General features: G+C 35.3%; 17 protein-coding genes. 16 read left to right on the top strand and 1 reads right to left on the bottom strand.

Going from position 1 to position 19,347, the window contains the following annotated elements; all coding sequences use genetic code 11:
• Positions 1–16: 16 nt before the first annotated feature.
• Positions 17–1,687 carry a ribonuclease J1 gene (gene rnjA / locus H626_RS0100600; protein ID WP_027107599.1) on the top strand — a complete coding sequence of 557 codons (1,671 nt, stop codon included), beginning with the start codon at positions 17–19 and terminating at the stop codon, positions 1,685–1,687.
• 56 nt (positions 1,688–1,743) lie between these two features.
• On the opposite strand, the gene def is transcribed toward rnjA, so the two are convergent.
• Positions 1,744–2,304: a peptide deformylase gene (def, locus tag H626_RS0100595; RefSeq protein WP_027107598.1), complete on the bottom strand. Its 561-nt coding sequence runs from the start codon at positions 2,302–2,304 to the stop codon at positions 1,744–1,746.
• A 136-nt stretch (positions 2,305–2,440) separates the two neighbouring features.
• Between def and gdhA the strand changes: the two genes are divergently transcribed.
• The 15 genes from gdhA to H626_RS0100515 all read left to right on the top strand — a co-directional run bounded on the left by gdhA (position 2,441) and on the right by H626_RS0100515 (position 19,341).
• The gene (gene gdhA / locus H626_RS0100590) at positions 2,441–3,787 is read left to right on the top strand and encodes an NADP-specific glutamate dehydrogenase (RefSeq protein ID WP_027107597.1); all 1,347 of its coding nucleotides are present in this window, start codon (positions 2,441–2,443) and stop codon (positions 3,785–3,787) included.
• Positions 3,788–4,146: 359 nt separating this feature from the next.
• Positions 4,147–5,253: a pyruvate dehydrogenase (acetyl-transferring) E1 component subunit alpha gene (gene pdhA, locus H626_RS0100585; protein WP_027107596.1), complete on the top strand. Its 1,107-nt coding sequence runs from the start codon at positions 4,147–4,149 to the stop codon at positions 5,251–5,253.
• Between the two features lie 2 nt (positions 5,254–5,255).
• Positions 5,256–6,233, top strand: coding sequence for an alpha-ketoacid dehydrogenase subunit beta (locus H626_RS0100580; protein ID WP_027107595.1), 978 nt, complete (start codon positions 5,256–5,258; stop codon positions 6,231–6,233).
• 114 nt (positions 6,234–6,347) lie between these two features.
• Entirely contained in the window at positions 6,348–7,991 is a 1,644-nt protein-coding gene (locus tag H626_RS0100575; RefSeq protein WP_027107594.1) for a dihydrolipoyllysine-residue acetyltransferase, read from the top strand.
• 12 nt (positions 7,992–8,003) lie between these two features.
• Complete coding sequence (gene lpdA / locus H626_RS0100570; protein WP_027107593.1) at positions 8,004–9,410, top strand: dihydrolipoyl dehydrogenase; 1,407 nt, start codon at positions 8,004–8,006, stop codon at positions 9,408–9,410.
• Positions 9,411–9,634: 224 nt separating this feature from the next.
• Positions 9,635–10,429: an inositol monophosphatase family protein gene (locus H626_RS0100565; protein ID WP_051237684.1), complete on the top strand. Its 795-nt coding sequence runs from the start codon at positions 9,635–9,637 to the stop codon at positions 10,427–10,429.
• Between the two features lie 143 nt (positions 10,430–10,572).
• Positions 10,573–12,408 (top strand): translational GTPase TypA, encoded by a 1,836-nt coding sequence (gene typA / locus H626_RS0100560; protein ID WP_035618112.1) that lies wholly within the window; start codon positions 10,573–10,575, stop codon positions 12,406–12,408.
• A 256-nt stretch (positions 12,409–12,664) separates the two neighbouring features.
• The gene (locus H626_RS0100555) at positions 12,665–12,943 is read left to right on the top strand and encodes a DUF1507 family protein (protein ID WP_027107590.1); all 279 of its coding nucleotides are present in this window, start codon (positions 12,665–12,667) and stop codon (positions 12,941–12,943) included.
• A 35-nt stretch (positions 12,944–12,978) separates the two neighbouring features.
• Positions 12,979–14,139, top strand: coding sequence for an FtsW/RodA/SpoVE family cell cycle protein (locus H626_RS0100550; RefSeq protein WP_027107589.1), 1,161 nt, complete (start codon positions 12,979–12,981; stop codon positions 14,137–14,139).
• A gap of 122 nt (positions 14,140–14,261) precedes the next feature.
• Complete coding sequence (locus H626_RS0100545; RefSeq protein ID WP_027107588.1) at positions 14,262–14,579, top strand: YlbG family protein; 318 nt, start codon at positions 14,262–14,264, stop codon at positions 14,577–14,579.
• A 38-nt stretch (positions 14,580–14,617) separates the two neighbouring features.
• Positions 14,618–15,190: a 16S rRNA (guanine(966)-N(2))-methyltransferase RsmD gene (gene rsmD / locus H626_RS0100540; protein ID WP_027107587.1), complete on the top strand. Its 573-nt coding sequence runs from the start codon at positions 14,618–14,620 to the stop codon at positions 15,188–15,190.
• Positions 15,190–15,669: a pantetheine-phosphate adenylyltransferase gene (coaD, locus tag H626_RS0100535; RefSeq protein ID WP_027107586.1), complete on the top strand. Its 480-nt coding sequence runs from the start codon at positions 15,190–15,192 to the stop codon at positions 15,667–15,669. Before rsmD ends, coaD begins: the two co-directional genes overlap by 1 nt.
• Before the next feature lie 148 nt (positions 15,670–15,817).
• Positions 15,818–16,417, top strand: coding sequence for a helix-hairpin-helix domain-containing protein (locus tag H626_RS0100530; protein WP_156883193.1), 600 nt, complete (start codon positions 15,818–15,820; stop codon positions 16,415–16,417).
• Positions 16,418–16,486: 69 nt separating this feature from the next.
• A complete protein-coding gene (locus H626_RS0100525) occupies positions 16,487–16,990 on the top strand; it encodes a ComE operon protein 2 (RefSeq protein WP_084140119.1) in 504 nt (167 codons plus the stop codon).
• A 104-nt stretch (positions 16,991–17,094) separates the two neighbouring features.
• Positions 17,095–19,341, top strand: a complete 2,247-nt coding sequence (locus tag H626_RS0100515) for a DNA internalization-related competence protein ComEC/Rec2 (protein ID WP_169449756.1) — start codon at positions 17,095–17,097, stop codon at positions 19,339–19,341.
• Positions 19,342–19,347 lie beyond the last annotated feature (6 nt).

The raw sequence follows: 19,347 nt of genomic DNA, 5'->3' as shown, positions 1-19,347 counted from the left end.
TTAAAGGAGATATAAAATGAAACCGAATGTAAAAAACAATGAAACAGCAGTATTTGCTGTAGGCGGGTTAAATGAAATAGGAAAGAACACTTATGGTATTCAATTTCAAGATGAAATTATTTTAATTGATGCGGGGATCAAATTTCCTGAAGACGACTTATTGGGAATCGATTATGTTATTCCTGATTATAGTTATTTAATAGAAAATAAGCACAAGATCAAAGCTTTATTTGTCACACATGGACATGAAGATCATATGGGGGGCATTCCGTTTTTACTAAAAGAAATCAATGTGCCTATTTATACTAATGCCCTTGCAATGGCACTCATAAAAAACAAATTAACTGAACACAATTTATTGCGTACGACCGAATTACATGAAATTACAGAGGATACTGTGGTGAAGTTTAGAAAAACAACAGTTAGTTTTTACCGCACAACACACAGTGTACCGGAAGCTTTTGGAATCGTAGTAAAAACACCCTCGGGTAACATTGTACACACAGGCGATTTTAAATTCGACTTTACACCTGTTGGGGAACCAGCTAATTTGCATAAAATGGCTAGAATCGGAGAGGAAGGAGTACTAGCTCTCTTATCTGATAGCACAAATGCAGAAATACCAGGATTTTCTAAATCTGAAAAAGTTGTTGGGGAATCGATTTTAAATCAACTTCAGAAAGTTGAAGGACGAATCATTTTCGCTACATTTGCTTCGAATATTTCCCGCGTGCAACAGGCAGTAGAAGGAGCAATAAAAACTGGTAGAAAAATTGCTGTATTTGGACGAAGTATGGTTACTTCAGTAGAAACGGGTCAAGAATTAGGGTATATAAAAGCAAATGAAGATACGTTTGTTCATCCCAATGAGTTAAATAAACTTCCCGCTAACCAAGCGATGATTCTTTGTACGGGGTCTCAAGGTGAACCGATGGCAGCTTTAAGCCGTATAGCCAATGGAACGCATAGACAAATTTCTATTCAGCCGAATGATACAGTCATCTTTTCTAGTTCTCCAATTCCAGGAAACACTGTCAGTGTAAATCGTGTAATCAACCAACTATTAGAGGCAGGAGCAAACATTGTCCACGGGAAATTGAATAATGTTCACACTTCTGGTCATGGTGGTCAGGAAGAGCAAAAATTAATGCTTCGACTCATGAAACCTAAATACTTTATGCCAATACATGGCGAACACCGTATGCAAAGAATTCATGCAGATTTAGCACAACAAACGGGAGTCCCTAAAGAAAACTGCTTCATTCAAGATAATGGGGATGTTATCGCGTTCACTGCAGATTCCGCTCGTTATGCTGGGTCATTTGAGGCTGGGGATGTTTATGTTGATGGAAAAGGTGTTGGAGACATAGGCAATATTGTGTTGAAAGACCGTAAAATCCTTTCAGATAATGGTTTAGTGGTTGTTGTTGCAACAATAGACATGGAAAATCAAATTGTTTTAGCAGGGCCAGATATTATTTCTCGTGGGTTTATTTATATGCGAGAATCTGAAGAGTTGATACAAAAAGCTCAAAAAGTAGCTTATCATAGCATTCAGAATGTATTCAAAGATAAACAAGTGAACGAATATAAATTGAGAAATGAAATGATTGAAGGATTAAAAAATCTCTTGTATGAAGAAACTGAAAGAAGACCGATTATATTACCCGTTATTATGCCTGTTTAAGGCAAAAAAAGACACAGTTCATTGTTATATATGAACTGTGTCTTTTTTTATTTATCTTATCCTAAGATAATCGTATCTTCATCCACTTCAAATGGGTGATCTTCATTGATTCGATCATAGAACATAACTCCATTTAAATGATCGATCTCATGTTGAACGACTATTGCAGGATAGTCACGTAATCTTATCTTTTGGTCGTTTCCTTTTAAATCTATATACGAGATAGTTACTTTGCTTGCCCTTGGAACGTATCCAGGGACTTCTCTATCTACAGACAAACAGCCTTCTCCATCACCCAAACAAGATTGTTTGACAGAATGAGAAATAATTTTTGGATTAATCATTACTGCACTTAGTTCTGGTTCGCCATCTTCCTCGATGGATGGGATGTGTACTGCTATGATACGTTTCAGGATATTCAATTGGGGAGCTGCTAAGCCTACACCAGGTCTTAAATCGTATTTTTCTTCTAATTCTGGAGTTTGACTATTTTGTAAAAACTGAATCATTTCTTGTCCTAAACTAATTATTTCTTCTGAGAGGGGACGTTCTATTTTTTCTGATACTTTTCGTAGAGTCGGATGTCCTTCTCGTATGATATCTTTCATTGTTAGCATTACTTGTCACTCCTTGAAATATTCTTACCTTTATTTTTATAGTATAGCATTTTTTATCGGTTTTTGCATCTTGTGATAGATAAGAAGTTTTGAGATACTAGTGTAGTATCATCATTCCAAACTAAGGAGACAAACAATGAATGCAGCCAATGACTACATAAATAGAATAATGAAACAAATCCAAAGAAAACACGCGAATCAGGATGAATTCCTCCAAGCGGTAGAGGAATTATTTTATTCTTTGGAAAATGTCTTAGACAAAAATCCTCATTATATAAAAGAAAACATTTTAGAGCGTTTGAGCGAACCCGATAGAATGATCAGTTTTAAAGTTACCTGGAAAGATGATACAGGATTTATTCATGTTAATAGAGGATATCGCGTCCAATTCAATTCGGTTATAGGACCTTATAAAGGCGGTTTGAGATTTCATCCAAGTGTAAATGAAAGTGTTATCAAGTTTCTCGGATTTGAACAAATACTCAAAAATGCTTTAACAGGCTTGCCACTAGGAGGCGGAAAAGGGGGAAGTGATTTTGATCCTAAAGGAAAATCAGATGGAGAAATATTACGATTCTGCGAAAGCTATATGATAGAGTTGCAGAAATATATTGGTTCTTCAAAAGATATCCCGGCTGGTGATATTGGAGTAGGAGAAAAAGAAATCGGTTATTTATATGGTGCATATAAAAAGATAAACGGAAATGATCCTGGTACGATTACTGGAAAACCTATTGCTCTTGGTGGAAGTTTAGGTAGAAAAGAAGCGACGGGATATGGCCTAGTTTATTTCATGGAGAAATTATTAGAGGATAATCAACAATCACTCGACAATAAGCGGATTGTTGTATCCGGAGCAGGAAATGTTGCTATATATGCTATGGAAAAGGCAATAGAAAAAGGAGCCCATGTAATCGCCTGCTCCGATTCGAAAGGGTTTCTATATACAGAAAAGGGTATCGATTTGAACACGATCAAAAATATAAAAGAAGATTCAAATCATTCCCTGGAAGAATATTGCAAGTTTCATTCAGACGTTCGATACGTAAAAGGTAGTGTCTGGAATCTACAAGAGAATTACGAGATAGCCCTACCATGTGCTACCCAAAACGAAATAAATAAAGAAAAAGCGAAGATAATGCTGACTAATGGGGTCAAATATGTTGGTGAAGGGGCAAATATGCCGTTAACAAAAGAAGCTTTAACTCATTTTCAAGAAAAAAAAGTCAGTGTTTCGCCTGCAAAAGCAGCAAACGCCGGAGGTGTAACAGTTTCTGCTTTTGAAATGAGTCAAAATAGTCAACGAACACAGTGGACGAAAAGTGAAGTGGATACTAAATTAAAACAAGTGATGCATAGTATTTATGAACAAACATCAAATGCAGCTAAAACCTATGGGGAAGCAGGCAATTTAGTTTATGGCGCAAATGTAGCTGGATTTATTAAAGTTGCTGACGCAATGATTTTAGAAGGGAAAAATTAAAAAAAATGCTATGTGATTCTCCGTGCAAACACGATCAAAAAAAACAGATAACAGTGCGTAGTAACACAGAGAAATCCATTTTATATAACAGTTTTAAATGCTGTTACAATAATGTTGTTGAGTGAAGTAAACACCTTTGGGAAAAAGAGGAACTATTGGATAGTTAGTGAAAATAGTCACGCAGTTCTTTGTGGTTGTTAAATCTCTGTCCCTAAAGCGATTTTCAGGGTATTATCACTTGCAAAAAAGGTGGTAGCGTGGTAGTTTATAAGAGTGATGGGCAAATTGTGAAACAGTTTATTCTGCTGTTTCAAATTATGCTAAAAAAATATTTTATTAAAGAGAGGAATGGGTAAGTAATGGCGAAAAAACAACCTGTTGATTTTGAAGCTTTGATGAGTTCACTTGAAGCTTTGTACCCTATGGTTCAAATCCTCGATAAAGATGGCAACATAGTTAATGAAGATATTATGCCTGATTTATCTGATGATCAATTAGTAGAGTTAATGGAGAGAATGGTATGGTCGAGAATACTACATGAACGTTCAATGGCTCTTGCACGTCAAGGGCGTTTGGGATTCTATGCTCCAACAGCTGGACAAGAAGCTTCTCAATTAGCTAGTCATTTTGCATTTGAGAAAAAAGATTGGTTATATCCTGGGTATCGTGATATCCCACAACTGATCCAACATGGATTAAAAGTTTCTCAAGCATTTTTATGGTCTCGTGGACATGTCGAAGGAAATAACTACCCCGAAGACTTAAATGCTGTGCCGCCACAAATTATTATTGGTGCACAATATATCCAAGCTATGGGTAATGCTGTAGGACAAAAATTAAATAAATCAGATGCAGTAACATTTACCTACACAGGTGATGGTGGATCTTCTCAAGGAGATGTTTATGAGGGGATGAACTTTGCTGGACGCTACAAAGCACCAATCGTGTTCTTTATTCAAAACAATGGATATGCTATTTCTACTCCACGTGAAAAACAATCTGCAGCAAAAGCTTTAGCTCAAAAAGCAGCAGCAGCCGGTATTCCGGGAGTTCAAGTTGATGGAATGGATCCATTGGCAGTTTACGCTGTAACTAAGCAAGCACGTGATTGGGCAGCAGCCGGAAATGGTCCTGTACTAATCGAAACAATTACATCTCGCTTTGGACCTCACTCAACATCTGGCGATGATCCAACTCGTTACCGTAGCCAAGAGAGTTTTGACTACTGGGAACAGCGCGATCCTTTAGTCCGCTTCCGTAAATTCTTAACAACAAAAGGATTATGGACTGAAGAAAAAGAAGAAGAAATAATTGAAAAAACAATGGAAGAAATAAAAGAAGCTGCTAAAGAAGCAGATCAAGCTCCAAAACAAAAAATTTCAAACTTCCTAAAATCAATGTTCAATGAACCTGGACAAAACATTCAGGAGCAAATTGCTAAATACGAAGCAAAGGAGAGTAAATAATCATGGCGAATCTCACAATGATACAAGCTATCACAGAAGCTTTAGATCAAGAAATGGCTAAAGATGAAAAAGTGATGATATTTGGTGAAGACGTTGGTAAAAATGGCGGAGTTTTCCGTGCAACTCAAGGACTTTTTGATAAATATGGTGAAGATCGCGTCAATGATACTCCACTTGCTGAATCTGGTATTGGTGGTATGGCGTTCGGATTAGCTATGCAAGGATTCCGTCCAATTGCAGAAATTCAATTCTTCGGATTTGTATTTGAAGTAATGGATTCAATTGTTGGACAAATGGCACGTACACGCTACCGTATGGGTGGAAAAGTAAACTTACCAGTTGTAGTTCGTTCACCGTTTGGTGGAGGAGTACACACTCCGGAAATGCACGCAGATAATTTAGAAGGATTAATGGCTCAATCACCTGGTTTGAAAGTCGTGATTCCATCCAATCCGTACGATGCTAAAGGACTATTGACATCCGCTATTCGTGATGAAGATCCTGTTGTATTTTTAGAGCATATGAAACTGTATCGCTCGTTCCGTGACGAAGTACCAGAAGAACAGTATACAATTCCTTTAGGTAAGGCAGCAATTGCTCGCGAAGGTAAAGATGTAACTATTGTGACTTACGGATACATGGTTCGCGAAGCTCTTAAAGCAGCTGAACAATTAGAAGCAGAAAACATTTCAGCAGAAGTGATCGATTTGAGAACTGTTTCACCGTTAGATATTGAAACGATCATAAATTCTGTAGAAAAAACAGGCAGAGCAGTAATGGTTCAAGAAGCACAACGCCAAGCTGGTGTCGGTGCAACGGTCATTTCTGAGATTTCACAACGTGCAATCTTATCATTAAAAGCTCCTATTGGTTTCGTAGCAGCTCCTGATACAGTGTATCCATTTGGAACAGTTGAAAATGACTGGTTACCAAATGCTAAAGATATCATTGGTAAAGTAAAAGAAGCTTATAACTTTTAATAGAAAATAGTAAAGGTCTAAAAATGGCAAATGCGATTGTTAAAATTGCATTTGCTTATTCTCCATAGTTTTCAGGTAAGTTAAAAAGGACAAAGAAGGGAAGAGACTTATAATATGGCTTATACATTTAAAATGCCAGATGTTGGCGAAGGAATGGCAGAAGGCGAAATCGTCAGCTGGTTAATTTCAGAAGGAGATACTGTTGCAGAAGGAGATTCTGTTGCAGAAATTCAAAACGACAAATCTGTTACGGAAATTGCTTCCCCAGTTGATGGAACAATTAGAAAAATTTTAGAAGAAGCTGGGACCGTAGTTAATGTAGGTGATCCTATCTTAGAAATTGATGCAGAAGGAGATTCTTCATCTGAAACTGAAGAAACTCAAACTCAAGAGAGCCCTCAATCTGAAACAGCAAAAACTTCTTCAGAAGGATCTCTATTTGAATTTAAAATGCCTGACGTTGGTGAAGGAATGGCAGAAGGTGAAATTGTAAAATGGTTAGTATCAGAAGGAGACACTGTTGAAGAAGAAGATTCTTTAGCAGAAATCCAAAATGATAAATCAGTTACTGAAATCGCTTCTCCTGTAGCTGGAACTGTTAAGGAAATTCTTGAAGAAGAAGGTACAGTGGTCAATGTAGGAGACGTATTAATGCATATTGCAACTGCAGCTCCTGCAGATGTACAATCTCCTGCTTCACCTCAAGCAGAAAGCAAAATGACTGAGGATGCTGCAAGTGAAAGTGCTAACTCAAGCGTTGTAAAAGCTTCAGATCCCAATAAACAGGTGTTATCTATGCCGTCTGTACGTCAATATGCGCGTGAAAAAGACGTTGATATTTCAGTTGTCGAAGCAACTGGTAAAGGTGGACGCGTTATTAAAGAAGACATAGACAATTTCTTAAAACATGGTAAAAGTAGTGCTACTGAAACTCCTGCAGTTTCAGCAAAAGAAGAAACAAAAAGCTCTCCAAGCGGGAAAAAAGAAGAGAGTACAACTCCTTCTAAAGCTTCTGTTTCAGCAGCTGCTAAACCATTCAAATCTTCACGTTCTGATCAAGAAACGCGTGAAAAAATGTCTCTTACTAGAAAAGCAATTGGCAATGCGATGGTAAACAGTAATTTGACTATTCCATCTGTTGCGCTGTTTGATGATGTAGATGTTACTAAATTAATGGCACACCGCAAGAAATTTAAAGTAGTTGCTGCAGATCAAGGAACTAAATTAACATTCCTTCCTTACGTTGTAAAAGCGATTGTTGCGGTTATGCGTAAATTCCCTGCTCTAAATTCATCAATTGATGATACTACTAATGAAATAGTTTACAAAAACTATTACAACATTGGTATCGCAGCTGATACTGAACGTGGATTATATGTACCAGTGGTTCAAGATGCAGATAAAAAAGGCATGTTCAAAATTGCTGATGAGATCAATGAACTGGCTGCCAAAGCTCACGAAGGTAAATTGAAATCAGATGAAATGTCTGATGGATCTATTTCGATTAGTAACATCGGTTCTGTTGGTGGTGGTTGGTTTACCCCAATTATTAACTATCCAGAAGTTGCTATTTTAGGTGTAGGTCGTATTGCACAAAAAGCTATCGTAAACGAAGATGGCGAAGTTGTTGCAGCACCTATGTTAGAATTGTCATTAGTGTTTGACCACCGTGTGATTGATGGGGCTACAGGTCAAAAAGCTATGAACGAACTGAAGAGATTATTAAATGATCCAGAGTTATTATTAATGGAAGGTTAAGGTGAATATTAGATGGTTGTAGGAGATTTCGCAATTGAATTAGACACAGTTGTTATCGGTGCTGGACCTGGCGGCTATGTAGCTGCCATCCGTGCTGCCCAAATGGGACAAAAAGTTGCGATCATTGAAAAAGAATATATCGGAGGAGTTTGCCTGAATGTTGGATGTATTCCATCAAAGGCATTGATTTCTGCAGGTCACCGTTATCAAGAAGCTTTGGATTCATCCGTTTTTGGTGTCTCAACAGAAAATGTTTCTATCAACTTTGAAACTACTCAAAAATGGAAAAAAGAACAAGTTGTTGATAAACTTACTGGTGGAGTAGAAATGCTTTTAAAGAAAAATAAAGTAGAAATTCTTAGAGGAGAAGCTTTCTTCGTAGATGGAAATACTTTACGTGTGATGACTGAAACGAGTGCGCAAACGTACTCATTTAACAATGCAATTGTTGCTACAGGAAGTCGTCCAATTCAAATCAAAGGGTTTAAATTTGGTGAACGTGTTCTTGATTCAACAGGAGCGTTAGCACTCAAAGAAATTCCTAAAACAATGGCGATTGTTGGTGGAGGATATATTGGGAGTGAATTAGCTGGAGCGTATGCTAATTTAGGTACAGAAGTCACTATTTTAGAAGGACTACCTTCAATTTTAAATGGTTTTGATAAAGATATGGTCAAATTAGTTGAGAAAAACTTTAAAGCTAAAGGCGTAAATATTGTTACAGAAGCTATGGCTAAAGAAGCTCAAACTACGGATAATGGTGTAACTGTAAAATATGAAGCTAATGGAGAAGAGAAATCTCTAGATGTTGAATATGTGTTGGTTACCGTTGGCCGTCGTCCAAATACAGATGAAATGGGTCTTGAACAAGCTGGTGTTGAAGTCGGCGAAAGAGGACTTATTGAGGTCGATGAACAAGGTCGCACAAATGTAGATAGTATTTTCGCAGTTGGAGATATAGTTCCTGGACCAGCTTTAGCTCATAAAGCTAGTTATGAAGCAAAAGTTGCTGCTGAAGCTATCTCCGGTAAAAAAGTTGCCGTTGATTATCGTGCACTTCCAGCAGTAGCATTTACGAATCCTGAAATTGCTTCAGTAGGTTATACTGAAAAAGAAGCTAAGGACAAAGGGTTAAATGTAAAAGCGACTAAATTCCCACTTGGTGGAAATGGTCGGGCATTGTCTCTAAATGCAACTGAAGGTTTTGTGCGTTTAGTTACAACTAAAGAAGACAATGTGATCGTTGGAGCACAAGTAGCCGGAATAAATGCAAGTGACATTATTGCTGAACTAGGTTTAGCTGTTGAAAGTGGAATGAATGCGGAAGATATCGCATTGACGATCCACGGACATCCATCACTAGGTGAATCAGTAATGGATGCTGCAGAAGCTGCCCTGGGTATGCCAATTCATATGTAATTTAAAATGATCCCCCCTTTTATGTAAGTAAGAAGGGGGGATCAAATTTTATGAAAAATAATATGTAAGAAATTGCAAAAAGTACTTATACATAGAAAAAGAAGATACTCTAAAAATTAATAAGTAGGAGTATTAAATAGTCCTTTTCTCCACAAGACCAAATAGCTATATTTTGTTAAAATAGTTCTTTTTATATAAAATAGAGAGATGAGGGGTGAACATATATGGCAATGAATCTCGAAGAAAGAACGCTGTTGATAAAAAAGTGGGTTCTAGAAGCTGGAGATAAAATACAAATTTTATTAAAAAATGATTTATCTGTTCAACAGAAAAGTAACCGAACAGATTTAGTTACAAATATTGATAAAGAGATAGAAAAATACTTTGTTGAAAAAATCCGAACTTATTTCCCTGACGAACTCATCTTTAGTGAAGAAGGTTTTGGAAATACCGTAACAAAATTGGACGGTAATATCTGGTACTTGGATCCGATCGATGGGACAACGAATTTTATTATGCAACAAAAAAATTATGCTGTAATGATAGCCGTATATGAAGATGGAGTAGGTCAAATAGGAATGATTTACGATGTATACAACAACAAGTTGTATGAAGCAACTAAAGGTAGAGGAGCATGGGTCAACGGAGAAAAAATCAGCCAACCGAAGAATATTTCTATGAGAAATGGCTTGTTAGCTCTAAACTCACAAATAATTTTTCGGAAAGAATTTGAGACTCACCGTAATTTAGGAAACGAATCTCTCGGTGTGCGTATGATCGGCTCCGCTGGCTTGGAAATGATGGAGGTTTTACAGGGCAGAACGGCACTCTATTTAGCTTCTTCACTAGAGCCGTGGGATTTCGCACCAGCCTTAATACTCATTGCTGAAACAGGTTTAGTGACACGGAATTTTGATGGAATGGCAATTGATTTGTTGAATAAACAATCATTTGCATGTGGCACTCCGCAATCTATCAAAGATTTTTTAGGCTATTTAGAAAAGAAAAGGTTGCAATAGTGCTAGAAACTGATATAATATAAAAGTTGAAGATAAATTGAGTAATCACTGTATTTATTCTTAACCAGTTATATTTAAGAGTAGGTGCTTTTTTTATATAAACTCATGAAAATGAGTGGACAAGTTTTGGAGGAATAAATCAAATGAAAAAAAGAAATAATATACGTAATATTGCGATTATTGCCCACGTTGACCATGGTAAAACAACATTAGTTGACGAATTATTAAAACAATCTGACACCCTAGGTAGTCATAGCAATCTTGGTGAACGTGCAATGGACTCAAACGCTATTGAAAAAGAACGCGGTATTACAATTTTAGCAAAAAATACTGCAGTACAATATAAAGAAAATCGTATCAATATTTTGGACACACCTGGACACGCAGACTTCGGTGGCGAAGTTGAACGAATCATGAAAATGGTTGATGGGGTAGTTCTTGTTGTGGATTCATACGAGGGTACTATGCCGCAAACCCGTTTCGTTTTGAAAAAAGCACTTGAACAAAAACTAACTCCAATAGTCGTTATTAATAAAATCGATAAAGACACTGCACGTCCTGCAGAAGTTGTAGATGAAGTGTTAGACTTATTTATCGAATTAGGCGCAAATGAACAACAATTAGAATTTCCAGTTTTGTATGCGTCAGCATTAAATGGAACTAGTAGTTTTTCTGAAGATCCAAGTAATCAAGAACCAACTATGGATCCTATTTTTGAAACGATCATGGAAGCAATTCCAGCTCCAATTGATAACAGTGACGAACCTTTACAATTCCAAGTCTCATTATTAGACTATAATGATTATGTCGGAAGAATTGGAATAGGTAGAGTCTTCAGAGGCACAATCAAAGTAGGCGATTCTGTTACACTAAGTAAATTAGATGGAACAACTAAAGACTTTCGTGTTACTAAAATTTTGGGATTCTTTGGCTTGGATAGAGAAGAAATTCAAGAAGCTAAAGCAGGAGATTTGATTGCAGTTTCCGGTATGGAAGATATCTTTGTTGGTGAAACAGTAACGCCATCAAATCACATTGATCCATTACCAATTTTGCATATCGATGAACCAACGCTCCAAATGACATTTTTAGTTAATAATTCTCCATTTGCTGGACGTGAAGGGAAATGGGTTACAGCTCGTAAGTTAGAAGAAAGATTGATGACTCAATTGCATACAGACGTATCTCTTCGTATTGACAACACTGAATCTCCAGATGCATGGATCGTTTCAGGCCGAGGTGAATTACATCTATCTATTTTAGTTGAAAATATGCGCCGTGAAGGATTCGAACTACAAGTTTCCAGACCGGAAGTTATTATTAAAAAATTCAACGGAAAAGATTGCGAACCATTTGAACGTGTTCAAATTGACACCCCAGAAGAATATATGGGCTCAATCATTGAAAATCTCAGTCAGCGTAAAGGTGAAATGCAAGATATGATCCATACAGGAAATGGTCAAGTTCGCTTGATATTCTTAGCACCTGCTCGTGGGTTGATTGGGTTTACGAATGACTTCATGTCTATGACTCGTGGTTATGGAATTATGAACCATACATTCGACCAATATCTACCTGTTTTAAGCGGAAAAATTGGAGAACGTAGAAATGGTGCGCTGGTTTCTACTGAAACAGGCGTTGCTACAACTTACGGAATTATGGGCGTTGAAGATCGTGGTACAATATTTATTGAACCAGGAACTGAAATTTACGAAGGTATGATTGTCGGACAAAATTCAAGAGATAATGATATCACAGTAAATATTGCAAAAGAAAAGCAAAAAACAAATGTACGGTCTGCTAACAAAGATCAAACAAATGTAATTAAAGCACCTAAAAAATTAACATTGGAAGAATCTTTAGAATTTCTTGCTGAGGATGAGTACTGTGAAGTAACTCCAGAATCTATTCGTTTACGGAAGAAGATTTTGAATAAGAGTGAAAGAGAAAAAGTAGCTAAAAAAAGAAAAAAAGCTTAACAGAATCATAAATTTTATTAAATAAAATTAGAATGGGACTAGTAAACTAAATGAAATCATTTAGTTTGCTAGTCCTATTTTTTTGATGATGTTAATCGATAGTAAGGAAAATAGTAAACAAATATATAATCGGAAAAATCTCATTTGAAGAATAGTAATATAATCACGAAAGTATGATGAAGTGTGAGGAATTTGGTAATTGCCTTCACTTTCTGTGATATAATTATAGCTAGTTTAAGAAATGGGGTTTATGGTCATGGATATTCATTTTAAAGAGAAAGCTGTAGATTTGCTTCTTGCTGATTCTCAAAAAATTTATAAATTAATTCACCAACAAAAAAATTATTTGTGTTTAGATTGTCCAGCCTTCGAAGAAGTGGTTGATACTCACATGTTTGGATTTTCAAAAAAGATAGAATTTGCCATTCACATGGAAATAATCTCAGAACAAAAAGGGCAACGCATGTTGAGTGATTTAGAAAAATATGTAAGTGAAGTTTATGATGACGTATTTGAAGAAAAAAAAAAGAAGTGAAATAGAGAGAGGGGGAAGGGAAGCACCCTCATTATATGAAAAAAACAAAATTTATTGACTATTATATTTTAATACCTTTCATTATTTTGAGTGTAACAGGTGTCTTGATGGTCTATAGTGCAAGTATTTATCTAGCATTGAGTGAGTTTGATAATCCTATGCATTATATGATTCGTCAGAGTATTTTTGTTGGTATTAGTTTCTTTGTAACCTCATTTATGTTTTTCTTGCCTACAAAAATTTTAAAATCAACAAAAATAATTATGCTCGCCGTATTTGGAATTATGGCATTATTGATTTATTTGATTTTTTTCGGTGAAGAAATAAATGGGGCTAAAGGCTGGATCGATTTGGGACCGATAGGGTTACAACCAGCAGAGTTTACTAAAATTATTGTGATATGGTATTTTGCTAGTGTTTTCTCAAAAAAACAGTCGCTAATCGTGAATAACTTCCGTAAATTCATAGTGAAACCTCTTAGTCTCGTAGTTTCTATTATCTTTTTAATAGTTATCCAACCAGATGTGGGGGGAGCTCTAATAGTGCTTTTAGTCGCTTTTGTCATGATTATTAGTAGTGGAGTATCTACAAAGATAAGTTTCTTTTTTATAGGGTTAGGAATATCTGGAATTTCTGCTTTTTTTGCTGCAGTAATTCATTTTGGCGAAAAGATGTTTCCACATACTTACCAATACAATCGGTTTTTAGCTTTTTGGGATCCATTTTCCTTATCTGAAAGTACAGGACTACAGTTAATAAACTCTTATTATGCGCTGAGCCGTGGAGGGCTTTTTGGAGTTGGAATCGGAGAATCGGTTCAGAAAACGGGGTATTTACCAGAACCGTATACTGATTTTATTGTATCAATCGTTGGAGAAGAGCTCGGACTGGTTGGTATTGGTGCGTTGATTCTTTTATTAGCATTTTTAATTCTCCGAATTTTTCTAGTTGGTATAAGGGCTAAGAGCCCATTTAATTCGTTAGTAAGCATAGGGGTAGCTAGTTTATTATTGATCCAAACCTCTATTAATCTTGGAGGTGTATTGGGTCTAATGCCAGTAACCGGGGTAACTTTCCCGTTCATTAGTTATGGTGGATCAAGCGTACTGACTATTTCGATTGGAATTGGTGCAGTATTAAATGTTTCTGCACAAGAAAAATATATACGGCAGCAAAATAATCATCCGTTAAAATAATTTTTTGAAAAATGAGGGGAGAGAGGCTTGCGCTTTCCCCTTTTTTTGAGCAAAGTAGTATGAGTCTTTCTGATATGTTGAAATTTTGGTATACTGTTAAAGACGAAAGGAAGTTGATATACATGAGCGAGGAAAATGAAAAAAACCGGCAAGGGTTAATTATTTGGATTTATACACCGAAATTTATAAATAAATTAAAAAGATACGGCTTAATACACTATATATCTAAAAAAATGAATTATGTCGTATTATATGTTGATCAAGATAAATTGGAAGAAACTATAAAAAAAATAACTAAATTCCATTTCGTGAGACGAGTTGAACCATCCTATCGAGGTGCAATCAAGGTAACATATGATGGGGTCCTAGACTCACTTCGTAAAGAAAAAAAAGAAGATGAAAAGCATTCAAATCCTATGGATGATTTATCTTTATTGTAATCAAATAAATAAAATATTAAGTGAAGGAAAATGTTGAAATGCGCATAATAGCTGGCGAATTTAAAGGTCGAAAGTTAAAGTCTGTACCTGGCCAAAACACACGACCAACTACAGATAAAATCAAAGAATCGATATTCAATATTATCGGTCCATATTTTGAGGGTGGTGATTGTTTAGATTTGTACTCTGGAAGTGGAGCCCTGGGTATCGAAGCGGTGTCCAGAGGAGCAGAAAAAGCTTATTTAATAGATCGATCTAGACAAGCTATCCAAACAATACAGACAAATGTAGCGTTAACAAAAAACGAAGACAAATTCGAAATAATTAAAACGACTTCTGCTTTAGCACTTGAGAAATTATCCCAATCAAAAATAAAATTCAAGATTATATTTTTGGATCCTCCATATGCAAAGCAAAGAATTCTGCAAGATATTCAGGATCTACAAAAGCTCGATTTACTAGAAAAAAATGCGATTATTGTCTGCGAAGTAGATAAACACACAAGTTTAGATAAAAATATTAATCAGGTATCCTTGTTAAAAAAGGTGAACTATGGAAATACAACCTGTTATTTTTATGAGTATATGCTGGAAGGTGAGGGAAACTACTAATGGCAAAAGCACTGTATGCGGGTAGTTTTGATCCTTTTTCAAAGGGTCATTTAGATATTGCTGTTAGAGGTACTCGATTATTTGAAGAAGTAATAATAGTTGTGGCTACGAACACATCAAAAAAAGGTCTGTTTTCTGCAAAAGAGAAAGTAGGATTAATAAAAGAGGTTGTAAAAGACTATTCAAAAATTTCTGTTCTTGAACATTCAGGAAAACTTACTGCCGATCTGGCAAATGAACTAGACACGACCGTTTTATTAAGAGGAGTTCGGACTGTTAAAGATTATGAATACGAATATGAAATTGCTTTAATGAATAAAGTGCAAAATGAAAATTTAGAAACGGTTATTTTGTTTGCTGATGAAAAATATCGGCATATCAGTTCTTCATTGATTAAAGAAGTAGCTAAACTTAATGGGACAGTCGAACCTTTTCTTCCTTCGATTATTAATACAGCAATCAAAAAAAAGTTTGAATAAGAAGCAAGTGAGTCGGGAATCTATCCGACTCTTTTTTTTATTCATAGATCCAACATGACAAAATTTTTTTGTTTATTGTTTCGTATATATGATTGTGTGAAAAAGGAGAGTGAGATAGATCAATGCTAAGATTGAGAAAATTTTAAGTTTGATAAAATTATGGATAAATTCATATAGCACTCTAATTAAGACTGGGGTAATCGGTATTTTTTTCGTCATAATGATTTTCTTTCTTTCTAATATCTTTGAGGGTGAAGAAAATAAAATTGGTGAAGTGCAACTAATTACAGAACAAAAATTAGAATCCACTGAAATAGAAAGCGAACCTACAGAATTGATTATTGATGTAAAAGGGGCAGTGAAGAGTCCTGGGATTTATTCTTTTGAGGACGGAACAAGAATATACCAAGCAATTGAAAAGGCAGGAGGCGTAACTGAAGAGGCAAACACAGAAACAATAAATTTGGCGCAACTATTAACAGATCAAATGCTACTTTACATTCCAAATCAAGAAGAAATAAATGAGAACACCATCTTTGAGGGAGAAGCAAGCGATCAAAAAATTAGTTTAAATAGAGCTACTGCTACAGAGTTAACGGCTCTGCCTGGTATCGGAGAGAAAAAAGCAAACCAAATCATTCAGTATAGAGAGGAAGTTGGGAGCTTCAAGACAATAGAGGAAATAATGAATGTAACGGGAATTGGCGATAAAACATTTGAAGCTATTAAAGAAATGATAAGTTTGTAAAAAAATGGGTTTGCACCTTTGACTTTGCTTTTGTATACTTAATGAAAAATGTTTTAAAGGGAGTTTATAATGGAAAAAAGAATACCGTGGGATCAATATTTCATGGCACAAAGCTTACTGTTAGCTCAAAGGAGCACATGTACTCGCTTGACTGTAGGAGCAACTATAGTCAGAGACAAGCGAGTTATTTCCGGAGGATATAATGGATCCGTAAGTGGAGATGTACATTGCATAGATGATGGATGTTACGTAATAGACGGCCACTGTGTGCGCACGATTCATGCAGAAATGAATGCTATTCTCCAATGCGCAAAATTTGGAGTTCCTACTCAAGATGCTGAAATTTATGTCACTCATTTTCCTTGTTTGCAATGCACAAAAATGATTATTCAAGCTGGAATTAAACATATTTATTATTTGAATGACTATCATAACAATGAATATGCAATAAATCTATTAAAGCAAAGTAATGTGGATGTATCAAAGGTTGCAATTCCAAAAGATTTTTTTCAAACTCTTCAATTCGAAATAGATTCAAACGATCAAATAATAATCAATGACCTAGATGAATAAAATTTATACGTTATTTGTATGATCGTCTAGTATTTGTCGCTTTTTCCGCTTTAATCAGTACATTAGTTTTTGTAAGTAACGCGTCATATTGGAGCCTTTTACTTTTGGCTTTGTGGATTTTCAGGGTGCTAGTTCTTAGAGAAAAGTTAGTCATGCTAGTTTCTCTCCTGTTCATTTTTAGTTACGGGGGACTAGCTTATTTTACTGTTCACCATGAAACTTCAAACATCAATAAGGATGAAACGGTTTTTGAAGGATATATTTATCAAGATACTGTTAAAGTCGATGGAGATTTAGTACGTTTTGAAGCTGAACTGTTACGTCCAGATAACAAGAGTGAAAAAGTAATAATACGTAAAAAACTGGAAACTAGCGATGAGAAAACAGAGTGGGAAAACTCAATGACTCTTGACCTTATAGAATTTTCAGGCGAGTTGAAATATCCTAGTGAACCATCTAATTTTAATCAATTCAATTACCGCAATTTTTTATTATCCGAAAATATATATTGGGTTCTTGAAGCACAGTCTATTCAAGATAGTCATTCTGAGGGCGGAAATTTATTTCGAATGTTCCCGATATATTTTTCATATTTAAGAGAAAAAGCAATTTCTTTTATAGATAATCATTTTACCTATCCTTTAAATAATTATATACAATTACTATTTCTCGCAGACAGAGATGGATTTTCTCAAGAAACTTATGATTATTTTCGCTATTTGGGAATTGTGCATTTGCTCTCTATTTCTGGATTACATGTATCCTTAATAATAAACAACTGTGAACATTTATTATTGAAAATGGGATTAACTAAGAAAGAAAGTGGTGTTTTTTTATTAGTTATACTTCCAATGTTTGGAACTATAACTGATTGGGGAATGAGTGTATTACGATCGATCACTCAAACTATTATCCAAATTTTGTGTTTATTTCTTCCTATAAAGCTTAGTCAAATGGACAAATGGTCCATTGCATTAGTATTTGTAATAATACTAAATCCATATAATGTATGGAAAGTAGGATTCCAACTTAGCTTTGCGTTGAGTTTTTTTCTCATAATAATGGAAGAGGCCAAGTTTTTACGAAAAAATTATTCTATTTCTACTCATTTTGTTACTTCCGTAGTATTGTTTTGGGCAGCTATTCCGATACTTAGTTACCATTTTTTTGAATTTTCTTGGGCTGCAGTAATCGTTAATTTGGTATTTATTCCTTTTTTCTCACTGTTTATCATTCCGGTCCTATTATTAACCTTAGTTGTAACAATAATTATACCGTTACCAATAGTTAGTCAGGTATTTCAAGCAATTTCTTTGCTATTGATATATGGTATGGAAAAAATTGCTGAATCCTTGAGTAAAATACCTTTTTTAACGTTTAATTCTGGGCGATTCCCCCCTATAATAATGGTACTGTTAATTGTTATTAGCCTTTATTTGTATATATTATTAGAAAAGGGAGAGTACAAGAAAAAGAGAACTTGTTTTGTTGTATCCATCTTATTTTTACTAATGTTTGCTCAAAAGCATCCATTCTATGGTGAAATAATGATGATTGATGTCGGTCAAGGCGAATCAATTCTTTTAAGAGCGCCGTATTCAAGAGAAATTATTCTAATTGATACGGGTGGTACTATCGATTTTCCTGAAGAAGAATGGCAAAATAGAAAAGAGCCATATTCTATCGGAAAATCAATTTTAATTCCTACATTAAAAAGTGTAGGTGTTTCTTCTATAGATAAGGTGATTTTAACTCACAGTGATGCTGATCATATCCAAGCTCTTTCCGACTTGGCTAAAGAAATAACAATAAAAGAGATAATAGGTACAAGCGGAACTCTAAATAACGAAAAATTTTTAGCTATAAAAAAGAATTTCTCAACCCAACAACCTATCATCTCTGAAGTTTATCCAGAAGAAGTTTTATCGAATATTTCTAAACATATCCCCTTGACCATTTTGGGTCCTAGGAGTGTAGGTACGGGTAACAACAGTGATTCTTTGATTTTATATGGTACAATTGGAAAGAAAGATTGGTTATTTACAGGAGACATTTCTCAAATAGAAGAAAGCATTCTTCAATCGAGTTATTCTCAAATACCTGTAGATATATTGAAAGTTGCTCATCATGGTAGTAATACGTCAAGCAGCAAAGAATTTGTAAATTGGATCGATCCAGAATACGCTTGGATTTCAGTCGGCGATAACAATCGATATGGACATCCTCATCAGGATGTATTGAATATATTATTTAACCAAAATGTAAAAGTGTACCAAACAAACGAATCTGGAGCTATTCGATTCACCTACTCTTTTATAAAGAGTAAAAATAAAATTCAAACTGTAAAATGATGGATG

This window comes from Lacticigenium naphthae DSM 19658 (assembly GCF_000425865.1).
Lineage (GTDB): Bacteria > Bacillota > Bacilli > Lactobacillales > Carnobacteriaceae_A > Lacticigenium > Lacticigenium naphthae.
This window is presented reverse-complemented; position numbering and strand designations above follow the sequence as displayed.

Excerpts from the sequence above, each read along its gene's own strand:
- H626_RS0100580 (WP_027107595.1), top strand. The coding sequence starts at position 5,256 with ATGGCGAATCTCACAATGATACAAGCTATCACAGAAGCTTTAGATCAA.
- H626_RS0100575 (WP_027107594.1), top strand. The coding sequence starts at position 6,348 with ATGGCTTATACATTTAAAATGCCAGATGTTGGCGAAGGAATGGCAGAA.
- pdhA (WP_027107596.1), top strand. The coding sequence starts at position 4,147 with ATGGCGAAAAAACAACCTGTTGATTTTGAAGCTTTGATGAGTTCACTT.
- rsmD (WP_027107587.1), top strand. The coding sequence starts at position 14,618 with ATGCGCATAATAGCTGGCGAATTTAAAGGTCGAAAGTTAAAGTCTGTA.
- typA (WP_035618112.1), top strand. The coding sequence starts at position 10,573 with ATGAAAAAAAGAAATAATATACGTAATATTGCGATTATTGCCCACGTT.
- H626_RS0100550 (WP_027107589.1), top strand. The coding sequence starts at position 12,979 with ATGAAAAAAACAAAATTTATTGACTATTATATTTTAATACCTTTCATT.
- gdhA (WP_027107597.1), top strand. The coding sequence starts at position 2,441 with ATGAATGCAGCCAATGACTACATAAATAGAATAATGAAACAAATCCAA.
- lpdA (WP_027107593.1), top strand. The coding sequence starts at position 8,004 with ATGGTTGTAGGAGATTTCGCAATTGAATTAGACACAGTTGTTATCGGT.
- H626_RS0100565 (WP_051237684.1), top strand. The coding sequence starts at position 9,635 with ATGGCAATGAATCTCGAAGAAAGAACGCTGTTGATAAAAAAGTGGGTT.
- coaD (WP_027107586.1), top strand. The coding sequence starts at position 15,190 with ATGGCAAAAGCACTGTATGCGGGTAGTTTTGATCCTTTTTCAAAGGGT.
- H626_RS0100555 (WP_027107590.1), top strand. The coding sequence starts at position 12,665 with ATGGATATTCATTTTAAAGAGAAAGCTGTAGATTTGCTTCTTGCTGAT.
- rnjA (WP_027107599.1), top strand. The coding sequence starts at position 17 with ATGAAACCGAATGTAAAAAACAATGAAACAGCAGTATTTGCTGTAGGC.
- H626_RS0100525 (WP_084140119.1), top strand. The coding sequence starts at position 16,487 with ATGGAAAAAAGAATACCGTGGGATCAATATTTCATGGCACAAAGCTTA.
- def (WP_027107598.1), bottom strand. The coding sequence starts at position 2,304 with ATGCTAACAATGAAAGATATCATACGAGAAGGACATCCGACTCTACGA.
- H626_RS0100545 (WP_027107588.1), top strand. The coding sequence starts at position 14,262 with ATGAGCGAGGAAAATGAAAAAAACCGGCAAGGGTTAATTATTTGGATT.